Origin of the sequence: Priestia megaterium, from assembly GCF_046599315.1 — a bacterium.
GTDB lineage: Bacteria > Bacillota > Bacilli > Bacillales > Bacillaceae_H > Priestia > Priestia megaterium_F.
Genome location: NZ_JBKIKC010000003.1, coordinates 68,204 through 81,494, shown reverse-complemented (window position 1 = coordinate 81,494; position 13,291 = coordinate 68,204). Strand labels below are relative to the sequence as shown.

At 36.7% G+C, this 13,291-nt stretch carries 10 protein-coding genes; 5 read left to right on the top strand and 5 right to left on the bottom strand.

Translation table 11 applies throughout. The features are described from left to right. The 5 genes from ACLHDF_RS11450 to ACLHDF_RS11430 are packed head-to-tail and all read left to right on the top strand — an operon-like array spanning nt 1 to nt 5,314. The gene (locus ACLHDF_RS11450; RefSeq protein WP_413918972.1) at nt 1–1,719 is read left to right on the top strand and encodes a DUF6020 family protein; all 1,719 of its coding nucleotides are present in this window, start codon (nt 1–3) and stop codon (nt 1,717–1,719) included. Continuing rightward, nucleotides 1,719–2,054 (top strand): EamA family transporter, encoded by a 336-nt coding sequence (locus ACLHDF_RS11445; protein WP_413918971.1) that lies wholly within the window; start codon nt 1,719–1,721, stop codon nt 2,052–2,054. The genes ACLHDF_RS11450 and ACLHDF_RS11445 overlap by 1 nt, the downstream gene beginning before the upstream one ends. Next, nucleotides 2,047–2,379, top strand: coding sequence for an EamA family transporter (locus ACLHDF_RS11440; RefSeq protein WP_413918970.1), 333 nt, complete (start codon nt 2,047–2,049; stop codon nt 2,377–2,379). Before ACLHDF_RS11445 ends, ACLHDF_RS11440 begins: the two co-directional genes overlap by 8 nt. A gap of 30 nt (nt 2,380–2,409) precedes the next feature. Then, on the top strand, nt 2,410–3,912 hold the full coding sequence (gene murJ / locus ACLHDF_RS11435; protein WP_413918969.1) for a murein biosynthesis integral membrane protein MurJ: 1,503 nt from the start codon (nt 2,410–2,412) through the stop codon (nt 3,910–3,912). Nucleotides 3,913–3,937: 25 nt separating this feature from the next. Next, nucleotides 3,938–5,314, top strand: coding sequence for an O-antigen ligase family protein (locus ACLHDF_RS11430; RefSeq protein WP_413918968.1), 1,377 nt, complete (start codon nt 3,938–3,940; stop codon nt 5,312–5,314). A 28-nt stretch (nt 5,315–5,342) separates the two neighbouring features. On the opposite strand, the gene ACLHDF_RS11425 is transcribed toward ACLHDF_RS11430, so the two are convergent. The 5 genes from ACLHDF_RS11425 to ACLHDF_RS11405 form a co-directional block, all read right to left on the bottom strand. Further along, complete coding sequence (locus ACLHDF_RS11425) at nt 5,343–7,142, bottom strand: cation:proton antiporter (RefSeq protein WP_413918967.1); 1,800 nt, start codon at nt 7,140–7,142, stop codon at nt 5,343–5,345. A gap of 222 nt (nt 7,143–7,364) precedes the next feature. Next, entirely contained in the window at nt 7,365–9,110 is a 1,746-nt protein-coding gene (gene cydC, locus ACLHDF_RS11420) for a thiol reductant ABC exporter subunit CydC (RefSeq protein WP_413918966.1), read from the bottom strand. Further along, complete coding sequence (gene cydD / locus ACLHDF_RS11415; RefSeq protein WP_413918965.1) at nt 9,110–10,822, bottom strand: thiol reductant ABC exporter subunit CydD; 1,713 nt, start codon at nt 10,820–10,822, stop codon at nt 9,110–9,112. The genes cydC and cydD overlap by 1 nt, the downstream gene beginning before the upstream one ends. Beyond that, on the bottom strand, nt 10,822–11,838 hold the full coding sequence (gene cydB, locus ACLHDF_RS11410) for a cytochrome d ubiquinol oxidase subunit II (RefSeq protein ID WP_413918964.1): 1,017 nt from the start codon (nt 11,836–11,838) through the stop codon (nt 10,822–10,824). Before cydB ends, cydD begins: the two co-directional genes overlap by 1 nt. After that, nucleotides 11,825–13,231, bottom strand: coding sequence for a cytochrome ubiquinol oxidase subunit I (locus tag ACLHDF_RS11405; protein ID WP_413918963.1), 1,407 nt, complete (start codon nt 13,229–13,231; stop codon nt 11,825–11,827). The genes cydB and ACLHDF_RS11405 overlap by 14 nt, the downstream gene beginning before the upstream one ends. Between the last annotated feature and the right edge of the window lie 60 nt (nt 13,232–13,291).

The window sequence follows — 13,291 nt, the reverse complement described above, 5'->3', positions numbered from 1 at the left end:
ATGATGAAGAATAAAAAAAGTATTTTGCTGCTTACAGTAACAGCTTTAATTATTCTTATCGGTTTAAGTATTGGTAATCCAGACGGCGTTCACTATCTTTCCCTTTTTGCTGCACTTGTATTTACCAGCATAAGCTCTATTTTTATTTATAAAAATAGAGCTTATGCTTCATTTAAACCGATAGAATGGTTATTGTTGATTGTCTTTTCATTTATCGTACAGTTTTCACTTTTAGATAACTTACATATGACGAGCTCAACTATTTTTTTACTCGTTTTGTATGCACTCAGTCGTACGTTATTGGCAATGCTACTGACGGCCGCTGTGCTCAGCGCGATTAAACAGATGAACGACTTTCACTATACATTCGCACACCCAAAGCGTTACCTAGGAATCATTATAATTCTTATTTTAGCTGTTAGTTTATATTACTGGTTTGCCTTTTTCCCAGCAGCTATGACGCCTGATTCATTAGCACAGTGGAGACAGGCACATAACGGAGAATTTAATGATTGGCATCCTATTATGATCACATGGCTGATTATGCTGCTAACAAAAATATGGGATAACCCAGGAATTGTAGCGTTCACTCAAATTGTTGTCGTGGTAAGCATATACGCCTATACGTTTGACTTTTTCATTAAACGCAAAGCACATCCTGTTATGATTGGACTTTTAACATTTATTATTATCATTATTCCAAGCTTTTTAATCTTTTCGATTATTATTTGGAAAGATATTTTATACAGTGCTTTCCTGCTGTTTTTTACGGTTAACATTGCAAAAATTTATCTATCAAAAGGTGCTTGGATTAAAAGTAAAGCAAGCTTTTTCTTGCTTCTACTCTCTGCATTTGGAGTAGCTTTCTTTAGACATAATGGTTTTCCTGTATTTGTTTTGACTTTTCTTTTAATGATCGTCTTATTCAGAAAAAATTGGAAACCTCTTGTTACGATTTTCTTAGTCGTATTTATTTTGCAAAAGATTGTCACAGGTCCTGTATTCACTTGGCTTGATGTAAAACCTTCAGATCCAAATGAAGCTTTGTCTATTCCAACTCAACAAATTGCAAACATCATTTCAAATGATGGGGATATGTCAAAAGAAGAGCGCGAATATTTTAATAAAGTGCTCCCTATTGAATTGTGGAAAGAGAAGTATAATCCATACAAAAGTGATCCTATTAAATTTACTTGGAAATACTATGACCGCGAATTTATTTTTAATGATTTAGGTCTTTACTTTAAAAACTATGCTAGCATTGTTATCAAAAACCCTTACCTAGCAACGGAAGGTTTTCTCAAACAAACGGCTTTAGTATGGCAAATCAACCCCTTTAAAGATGGCTACACCGATACGTATGTAACCAACATTTATTACGGCAACGATTTAGGTCTTAAAAATAAAGTGATTGAGCCGTTTATTACACATACTGCCAATGCTTACTTAGCTATTTTTAAGCATCCTGTTTTTACGTTCTTATGGAAACCAGCTTTTTATCACTGTGTCATTTTACTATTTTCATTAATGCTAGTGGTTCGAAGAGGAATTACGTCACTTATTATCGTCATTCCTTGGGCTCTTAACACACTTTCTGTTCTTGCGGCATTGCCGGCTCAAGATTTTCGATATTTATTAGCAAGTGTATTCGTGTCTTTCTTCTTTGTTGGTCTTCCTTTTATCCGATTTGATCAGAAAGAAAAGGATGTGACCTCCTGATGGAGAGCAATTACAATAAAAAGCTAGGAATCACACTCATTATTGTGGCTTCCCTGTTTACAGCTGTTGGACAACTTTTTTGGAAGTTGTCCGAAGCTTCATTTAACTTAAATTTAATTATTGGTTTTTTCCTTTATGGATTAGGAGCGGTGTTTATGATTGCCGCTTTTAAATTTGAAAGAGTTTCCTTACTTCATCCATTTTTAAGCCTAGGATACGTAATCAGCATTGCTCTTGGTTTCTTTCTATTAAATGAAACCGTTAGCCTTATGAAGCTGGTCGGTACTCTTATTATTATCGTAGGTGTAATTCTAGTAGGTGGCCAAGATGAATAGTATTCCACTTTTAATTATTATGACCCTTTTAGGTTCAGTTGGAGCTGTCTTTTTCAAGTATATTTCTACGTATTTAAATGAAAAAAAGATTAAGCCAGCGCTTATTTGTTTTGTGGGTGGCGGCCTTTTTTACGGGGCGGCAGCTCTGCTTAATGTGTACGTTTTAACGCTGTTACCTTATTCTATTGTATTTCCGCTCACGTCTATTACGTATATTTGGACATTAACATTCGGTTACTTTTTAATCAAAGAAAAAGTTACAACAAAACAAGTTATCGGCTGTATTCTTCTAGTTGTCGGATGCTTCTTTATTGCTAATAGTTGATGAGATAACTTGAAAAGGTAGGAGTTTCGCATGAAAAACTTAAAATTCGCAAGCATTTTACTGCTCATATCAACATTATTTTTGAAATTTTCTAGTATGATTCGTGATTTAGTTATTGCTAATTATTTTGGAACAAGTTATATCGTCGATTCGTACAACGCAGCAATGATTATTCCAAACGCTTTTATTTTATTTATGTTAACGGGGATGAAGGATGCGTTTATTCCTAGTTATTTACGTTATGAAAAAGAAAATAAAGGAAAGGTTCATTTGACTAATATTGTTAAATCAACCTTTCTTATTTGTTTTATTATTTCGGTTCTCGGATCGATTGCCGCTTTCTTTTACTTTCCTGCTTCGTATTCTAATTTTTCCAAAGCAGCAATTGAGCTAGGAATTTATACGGGCGTTATGTACTTTTTATCTCTTTCACTGGTTGGAGTGAACGCTGTATACGAAGGTGTATTTGATGCAAGAAGTCAATATTCTTTCTCCGTGTTTTCTCAAACGGTTGTTGTACTATTTACGATTTTAAGTACCAGCTTATTACATTCAGTTATGGGCGGTTATGCAATTGCTCTTGGATATTTTGTGGGAACAATTGCTTCTTTCTTAATTAAAGTTGTCTATTTTAAACCGCAGCATCTGCTGTTATGGAAGCAAAAAATTGACCGTGATGAAGTTGTGGCTTTTTATAAAGTGTTTATCCCTGTGGGTGTGACCATTATGGTCGGTCAAATTAACTTAACTGTAAACTTCTTCTTTGCTGGTTCCTTTGGTGAAGGTGTTATTTCATACTTAAATTACGCCTTCAGGCTTGTAAGTATTCCCCAGGCAATATTCGGAGTTACGGTCGCAACCATTATTTATCCGCTCATTGCAAGAGCCATTTCTGAAAAAGATGAAGAACGCTTTAAATCGGGAATTGAAAAAGGGATCACGTTTATGCTGATGCTGCTGATTCCAACGATTGTTATTATGATCTTTTATATGAAAGACATTGTAATGATTGCCTACCAGCGCGGTGCATTTGACGCACAATCCACGCTAAAAACAACGGATGTATCTTATTATTACCTAGGTTCCGTGTTTTTCTATTCGCTGCAAGCTGTTCTTGCAAAAGGCTTTTATTCTCTTCAAAAAGGTTATCTTATTATGAGAGCAGGCTTATTATCCATTGTGTTAAATATCATTTTTAATATGATTTTTACTAAATTTATGGGATACCAAGGATTAGCACTTTCCATGTCAGTGGTTGCCTTTTTCTACACGGCCATCGTATTCGTTATGCTGACAAAACAAATCAATCACTTCCATTACGGATATCTAGTAAAAGAAACAGGAAAAATTCTTTTAGCTTCCGTACCTGTTGCTATCGTCATGTTCTTCTTAAAGGACATCGCATTTTTGAATTCATTACATGTTATCTTGCGATTTGGTATTGTCTGTATTGCAGGTGGTTTAGTATACTTAATGTCGACGCTATTATGCAGAGTAGAAGGTGTTATGCTTTTAGTTAAAAGAAAACGTTAATTCACGTAAAACAGGAGAGTACTATATGAAGAACACATACTGGTTATTTTTTCTGTTCGTTGGTTTTATTTCAATTCAGCCTATTATTGATATGCTAACGACGTACATGGTTTTGAACATGGATAGTGGTCTCTCAATTGGGGTTGTTATTCGCTTTCTATATATGATTTTTGCAGGTGTCCTACTTTTATTGTTTGCCAAAAAATCAAAATGGGCTAGATATTCGATTATCTACCTCATTGTTTTTGCACTCTTTCTTGGACTCAATATCTACTTAAATCATCAGTGGAAAGACCCTTATTACATTGGGCAAGAAATTAAATTTTTCAATAAGGTTATTTATATGAACGTTACATTACTTGGAATGATTGTGATGTTCTCACACTATCGCTCATCTGTGGATGTAAAAAGAATACTGAGTAAAAACTTACTGACTGCTTCACTCATCATTAGTATTGTTTTTATCGGTACAATGTTAACAGGTACAGCACTAGAGAGTTATCAGTATAATAAAATCGGATTTAAAGGCTGGTTTTATGCAGCAAATGAGCTAGGAGCAACCATTGCTATTTTGCTTCCTCTCACACTGCTTTTAGCTTTAGATAAAGTACGTTCGTTTTCAAAAGCTTATTACTGGATTCCTTTTATCTTGTTAGCCGTTTCATCCATCATGCTTGGAACGAAAGTAGGCTTAGGTGCCGTTATTCTTTCTTTAGTTGTAGCAACAGTTGTCTTATTTGCAAAATTATTTACGAATAAACGCAGCTTAATTAAAGCCAACTTAGTAATCTCAATTCTGCTTTTAATTGTAACCGGAGCAACTACTCCGATTTCTCCAGCTTATAAAAACACATATACGCATATCGATATGTTAGAGGCTAAAAAAGAGAAAACAGAACAAGAAAAGCCGGAAAAGAAAGAAAAAGAAAAGCCTGCTAAAAAGAAAAAACAAAAGGAATCAAATTTAGATGACAAAGATATTCAAAATCTGATTCTAAGCAGCCGTGAGCAATTTTTAGCTCATCATAAGGAAGAGTATGCCAAAGCACCTATTGCACGAAAAATGATAGGTATGGGCTTTTCTGGTGACTATACAAAACAGCTTCCGCCAAAGATGATTGAAATGGATTTTTATGATTTGTTTTTCTCTTTAGGTATCATCGGATTTTTGCTATGGGTTCTTCCACTTCTAGTAGTTGGTTTAACCGTATTGCTTCGATTATTTAAAGAGCCATCACAGCTTCTTGATGAAAGCTTTATGATGTACAGTACAGCAATTGTATTAGCTCTTGGAATTGCCTTTGTAGCTGGGCATGTCTTTACGGCACCAGCCGTTACCATTTATTTTGCAGCTGCTGCTGCTTATCTTTTCGTCATTCATTTTAAACAAAGACAAGCGTAAAAAAACAGGCCTTCAAAGGCCTGTTTTTTTATCTTTTTAATGGCTGAAGGCTTAACACCGTATCACCCGCATTAACACTTATTTCTTGATCATGAGCAAAAAAGCTCAATGCCTTTCCTTGCTTACTTACTGCCAATAAAAGAGAATCAACACTTTTCTCCTCAAGATATGTTTCATACGTATATTCATCCGTAATTTTTGTATTGTAAATCGTATATCCATGCTCCATTTTATGATGCAAAAACTCCCATGTAATTCCTTTCTTAAAGAGCATACGTCCTCTTACTGTATGCATAATTTCATCAACATCTTCTCCTGAACCTTCTTGGTCGCGAATGCTCAATTGAAAGACATTATTCCGTCCCATATCTTGAAGAAAAGCAGTACAAACAAGCGCATTATATGCATCTAACTCAGTTGCAGCAATCATGTATTCATAAGGAGTTAAGTCTAGATGATATTCCGTTTGCTCAGCTAGAATTTCTCCGTGATAAATATCTACTTCCGCTCTTCGCGCAACTCTTAGCCGCTCCCAAGACGAATCAGCAACTAATACTGGATAGCCCAGCTGTTTTAACTTTGAAGCAAAGGCAGCTGTAAAACCATTGCTTCCTACAAGCAAAATACCGGGTTCTTCTCCAATCGATAAATCAAGCCTCTTAGCTAGCCATGAAAGGGAAAAACCGTGTGCACAAACCGTAGCAAATACTAAAGCAAATGTCAGCGTTGTTAGGATGGAAGCATCTTTAAACCCTTCGTCAATTAGTACTTTCGCAAAATAGCTCGAGACCGTTAATGCCACAATTCCACGCGGAGCAATCCAGCCAATGAGTATTTTTTCTTTTATAGATAAATCTGTTCCTATCGTTGACAAAAAGATGGAAACAGGTCTGACAATAAACAGCATAAGTAAAACAAACAAAATAATATTCCAATGAAAAATTTCAGTAATGGTCTTCATTGTTAGTCCAGCGGTTAACATGATGAAAATAGTAGAAGTTAATAGAACCGAAATATTCTCTTTAAAGTGTCGCATATCACTAATAGATGAAATATGCATATTAGCAAGCGTAATCCCCATCGCTGTTACGGCTAAAAGACCTGTTTCATGCTTAATTTCATCAGCTACTGTAAAACAGGCAATAACGATAACAAATACGACCGGAGATTTTAAATACTCTGGAATATGCCCCTTTTGAAACATCCACCCTATTCCGCGCCCAAGTATCCACCCTATTAAAACAGCAATAATAGAAGCCACAAAGAAAAAGAGAATTGTTTTTCCACTCACTTCTCTCAGCACTAAAAATTGAACAATTTCAAACGAAAAAACGGCCAGCAATGCACCAAATGGATCAACAATAATACCTTCCCATTTTAAAATCGCTGCTGGTTTTGGCTTTAATTTAGCTTGTCGTAAAAGAGGTAAAATCACGGTTGGACCCGTTACAATAAAAAGTCCTCCGATGACAATTGTTACTGCCCATGATAAATCCGCTATATAATGAGCAGCTAAAGAACCCAAAATCCAAGCTAGCATGGCGCCTAGTGTCACAATTCGAAACACGGGCTTTTCGATTCCCCTTACCTCTCTCATGTCTAAGTTCAAGCTACCTTCAAATAAAATAACAGCTACAGCAATAGATACAAAAGGATCAAAAAGTTGCGCAAACTGTGCTTTAGGATCAATTAAACCTAAAATAGGGCCTGTTAGTAGCCCAATAATCGACATCACAACAATTGCTGGTAGCTTAAATCTCCAAGCCAGCCACTGAGATAGAACTCCTAATCCCACTACAAGCGTGATATGTATAAGCATGGGTTCCATTGTATCTTCCTTCTCTCGTTCGCATAATGTGTATATATTTTCCCTAAAATAAAACGATGTTATACAGAAAGAAACGAACTCTGCCTTGTTTTACCACTTTTTCAAAAAAGCTAAACGCCTACTCCTCTCTTTGAATCCAAGCTGTCTTCCTTAGTCCGATGCATTACCCATACTTGGCGAATTTCACTTTATTATAAAATAATAAAAAGCCTCTAGCTTTTGCTAAAGGCTTTTTGTCGGATGATCCAATTCATATAGCTTTTGATAGTGACTATTCGTAGCAAGTAATTCTTTATGCGTTCCATGAATCGCTACCTTTCCATCTCGTAAAAATAAGATTTCATCCATTTTTTCCATCCCAACTAAATTGTGCGTAACCCAAATTAAGGTTTTGTCGTGAAGAGTGTCAAAGATGGTAGATAACAAACGCTTTGCAGTCACAGCATCCAACCCTGCAGTTGGCTCATCGAGGATGACAATTGGCGTATGCTGAAGCAGAACACGTGCTAACGCAATCCGCTGACGTTCTCCTCCTGAGAAGCGCTGACCTGTTTCAAGCATCGACGTTTGATATTCTTGGTGCAAACCTTCAACAAGGGAATGCATATTCACTTGCTTCATGGCCTCAATTACTTCTTTTTTTGTGGCTTCTTCGTTAGCTAGCAATAAATTATTTGCTACGCTTGTATTAAATAAATAAGGATTTTGATTTAATACAGAGATGAGTTTTGATACATCTTCCCGGACTTCAGCCACAGACTGACCGTTTAGTTGAACTGTACCTTCTGTAGGCAATAAGGAGCCTTGAAGTAATTTCAAGAGAGTCGATTTTCCAGCTCCGCTTTTACCAAGAATCGCAATTTTTTTCCCTTGCTCGACTTGAAATGAAAGATCGTGAATTACTGAATCTTCCTCAGTACTATAGCGAAAGCTTACATGTTCGACTTTTAAGCTAACCGAACTCCATGAACCTTTATACGGTAGAGAAAGAGTATGTTTTTTCTTTTCATTCATATCTGCCCAGTTCTTTTCCATTGCCTGTACTCTATTTAATGATTCTTCAAACTGAGGAATCTTTTCTACTGCATTAGATACTGGCAGCAATGCTTCAGATAAAGGAAATACCACCAAAATAAAAGCAGCAATAAACACATCTGCAAGCTCTTTGTCTGCAAAAAGAGAAGCCCCAAACCAAATCATTGTGACAATTAAAGCCGCTACAATAACTTGGCCAATCAATTCTCTGTAATACATCCACAATTTAAGTTTGCGATCCATGCCGTCTAACTTATTTTCTGTTTGGTTATACGAATGAAAAAATGACTGTTTCTGACCACTTAACACCCAATCAGCAACTCCTAAAAATCCATCTGTGACTTTGGCGTATAACTGTGCTTTGCTCGACTTATATCGCTGATTGGCGGCCTTCATATGCCACAGTGAAAAAAGCGGCATCACTACTACTAATACAAACAAATAGACGGCAATCAAACATGCAAACTTTAGACTAAAGAATCCTAAAGCTACAATAGAAATAACATATAAAATAACAGCTGAGATTGTTGGAAGAATAGTACGTAAGAAAAAGTCTTGTAAACTTTCAATATCTTCAGCCAAAACTCCTAAAACATCTCCTGTTCGATAGCGAGATGTAGCAATTAACGGTTCAATCAAATGATAAAGACGTGTACGCATTTTAGCTAAAATACGAAGAATAAAATCATGACTGACAAGACGTTCCGCATAACGAAAGGCTGCTCGACTTAAACCAAATGTACGTACAAGTACAATTGGAACATACACCAATAAAATCGTTTCTGGCTGTAAGGAAGAAGCTGAAATCAAATAACCTGACGTGAACATTAGCGCGCAAGCAGAACCGATCGTTAACAAGCTTAGTAATAGAATAGAAAAGATACGATATTTATATGTTTTAAAGTAGGGCCATATCCAACTTTTATATTTCATCATACCTCCTCCTCTTCATGTAAAAATTGATAGTAAGCTCCTTTTTTTTGAATCAGCTCTTGATGATTACCGACTTCTGCAACCTTTCCGTCCTCTATTACAACAATTAGATCCATGTCTTTCATCCAATGCAGACGGTGCGTAGCTAAAACAAATAACTTCTCTTGGAACATCGTTAAAATATCTTGCTTTAATTCATATTCCGTTTCGATATCCACTTGTGCTGTTGGTTCATCAAGCATAATGATAGGGCGATCGCTTAGAAATGCTCGAGCTAGAGCAACCCTTTGAGCTTGGCCGCCGCTAAGCTGCCGTCCTCCATCTCCTATCATTTCATTTTCCTTGTTAGGCATCTGTTGAATCATAGATAAAAGTCCTGCTTTGTTTAAAGCATCTTCATAATCATACGATCCGCCTCTATCCTGATAAAATTCAATATTTTCTTTCACTGTTCCATTAAAAATAAATGGGTGCTGAGGGATATACGTAATCTGCTGTTGCCAAGCTTCTGAGCATAAATCAATTGGCACGCCGTTTACTTCAGCAGATCCTTCTGTAGCTTTGACAAAGCCACTTAGTATATCAATAAGCGTCGATTTTCCAGCTCCGCTTTTTCCTATGATTCCAATTTTCTTACTTCCTTTAACATGCAATGACACATCTTCAAGAGAAGGTGGATGCTCTTCGTCATATTTTACGGTAATATGACGTAATTGAAGTTCACTGCTTTCAGTCCAATTAGGAACATCTTCTTTTTTAGCCGACGGCTTTTCAGCCTGTTTCATAATTTTAATTAATGCATCTCCAGATTCTTTCCCGTCCAATGTTGCATGGTAATCGTTTCCTACTTCTCGTATCGGTAGAAAGTATTCAGGCGCTAGCAATAAAATCATAAGTGCAGGCTCTAATGTCATCGAACCATTCACCAATCGCAAACCAAGCATAACAGCGACGATGGCTATAGATAACATCGTAAAGAAATCAAGAGCAAACGTGGATAAAAAAGCAATTCGGAGCGTTCCCATTGTTGCTTTTCGATAACGGTCACTGACTCTTTCAATCGTTTCAGCATGTTCCTTACCTTTCCCGAGAAATGTTAAAGTTTCTAATCCTCGAAGCGAATCTACAAAGTGATTGGACAGCACATGATATGTCTTCCATTGACTATCTATTTTTTTCTGTGCAGCCAGTCCAAGCAAAATCATAAATAAAATTAAAATTGGCATGGTCACAAGTAAAATAATGCCTGAAAGCCGATCGTGGTACCAAACGAAAGCGAGTACTAGCCAAGGCGTAACGCTAATGGCAGCCAGTTTAGGTAGAAATAGCTCAAGATAAGCGCGAAGCTTCTGTAGGCCTGTTGTGATGAGCGTCACCAAGTTTCCTGTCCCTTCATTTTTGGTAAAGCGCGGTCCTAATGCAAAAATGCTTTTCATTACTGTCAAACGAAGTTCCTGAATTGTTTTGACTCCAAATTGATATGCTGTTTTTTTTACTATAAAACTTACGATCTGGCGAACCATAAAGGCAGACAAAAACAATCCGATTGTTTTTGTCTGCGAAGTTAAATTTTCACCATGAAAAAGAGCGGTAATTACTTCGGCAAGCCATTTAGCTTGAAAAATAATGGCTACACTTTGAATAGTAATAAGCCCTATTAACATGGCAAGAACCATTTTTATTCCATTGTAAACCATTAAATTTCTACCCATTAGTACTCCATATGCTCCTTATGATCTACACGTTTTCTGAAAACGTAGTAGCTCCAAATTTGATAACCTAATACAAAAGGCAGTAACGCAATAGCAGCGTAAGACATAATTTTTAAGGAATAATTCCCTGATGCTGCATTATGAATAGTTAAGCTATAGCTTTCATTTATTGAACTAACCAACACGGTTGGAAACAATCCCGCAAATATAGAGGAAATTGATAAAATCAAAATTAAGCCAGACATAGCAAATGCCCATCCGTCTTTTTTACGTGTAAGGAAAAATCCTGCTAGTAAATACACGAAAAAACCGATAAAAAATGTATATAGCATCAAGCGGCTATGGTTACTGAATAAATCTGTTTCAAAAAACGTCATGCCTGAAAAAATAAGAAGCAACAAGGCATTAACAGGCAAAAGCTTCATAGCAACGTTTCGTGAACGATCTCTAATGTCGTCCATCGTACGGATTGTCGCAAAAATGAGTCCGTGCCATAAGCAAAGCATTGTTAATGTAACGCCACCTGTTATCGTATATAAGTTAACAATATCCGAAAAGCCAGCGTTCATTTGCATGTTGCTTTCAACAGGCAGTCCTTTCATTAACGCTGAAAATAAGATACCAAAAATGAGCGGTGGAAAAAGACTTCCAAAGAATATAACCCAATCCCATGCATTTTTCCACGCTTGTTTTTCGACTTTTCCTCGAAATTCAAATGCTACTCCGCGTCCGATAAGGGAAAGCAAAAGAAGAACAAAAAGAACATATGACCCACTTAATAGCGTTGCATACCAGTTTGGAAAAGCGGCAAACATAGCACCGATTGCTGAAATTAGCCAAACTTCATTTGCATCCCAAAAAGGACCGATTGTATTAATAAAAGCTCGTCGCTCTAAGTCGTTTCTTCCTAAAAAACGAGACACCATTCCAATCCCAAAATCAAAGCCTTCTAAAAAGATAAAACCCACAAAAAGAACGGATACTAGCAAATACCAGAATTCATTAAGAGAAAACATTGTATCCCTCCTTTGTAAACGGATCCGTTGATACCACTTTTGTATGTTCTTCGTGATCATGATCTGGACCTTTTTTAATTTCTTTAACAAACAGGAACACCATAATCACGGCTAAAATTAAATAAAAGAACGAAAATGAGATGATAGAGAACAACAATTCACCTGCTGTTACACCAGGAGAAACAGCATCTTCGGTTTTCATATAGCCAAATACAACCCAAGGCTGACGACCAATCTCTGTCATAATCCAACCTGCTGAGCTTCCAAGGAACGGAAAGGCAATTGCAATCGTCATAATACGTAAAAATAGTTTGCTTTCTTGAAGCTTTTTGCGAGAAAGTAAGTACGTGCCCCAAATACCTAATGCACATAATACCCCACCTAGAACAGCCATAATGCGGAAACTCCAAAACGTTGTCCGAACGGGTGGAATATAATTTCCATCTCCATATTTTTCCGTATACTGCTGCTGCAGCTCATTCATTCCAGGAACAGAACCTGAAAATTTTCCGTATGATAAAAAGCTTAATAAATAAGGTATTTTGATTTCACTCGTATTTTTCTTTTCATCAGGATGAATATTTGCCGTTACCGTCCAGGCACCTGGACTTCCGCTGTTTTCCCATAACCCTTCACTTGCTGCCATTTTCATCGGCTGTGTTTTAACTAAGTATCCGGCCTGTTCATGCCCAGATAACGCAATTCCTACACCCGAAACTAACCCTACAATGATGGCAACTTGAAACGATTTTTTGGCAAAAGCCAAATGTTTTTTCTTCAAGAGTATAACGGCACTGACACCCGTAATAAAAAAGGCGCCTGTTGCAAATGAACCTAAAATTGTATGAGGGAATTCAACCCAAAGCTGACCGTTTGTTAATAATTTAAAGAAGTCATTCATTTCTAAACGACCATTATTCAGCTCCATTCCGACTGGATGCTGCATAAAAGAATTAGCCGTTAAAATAAAGAATGCTGAAAAAATAGTACCTAGACTAACAAGCCAAATACACAAACAGTGCAGCCATTTAGGCAAACGATCCCATCCGAAAATCCATAGCCCGAGGAAAGTGGACTCCATAAAAAATGCTAGCAGTGCTTCAATAGCTAGCGGCGCACCGAATACATCTCCTACAAACCGTGAGTACTCTGACCAGTTCATGCCAAACTGAAATTCTTGTAAAATACCTGTTACAACTCCGACAGCAAAGTTAATCAGGAACAAATGTCCCCAAAACTTAGCCATCTTCTTATACTGTTCATCTTTTTTTACTACGTACATCGTTTCCATGATCGCTACTAAAAAGACAAGGCCTATAGATAGCGGTACAAAGATAAAATGAAACAGCGTCGTTGATGCAAATTGAATGCGTGATAGTATGACTGTATCCATCTTCTTTCTCCTTTCATATATAAGAACATTCATCATTTCCATAAATACTTTGCTCATTAC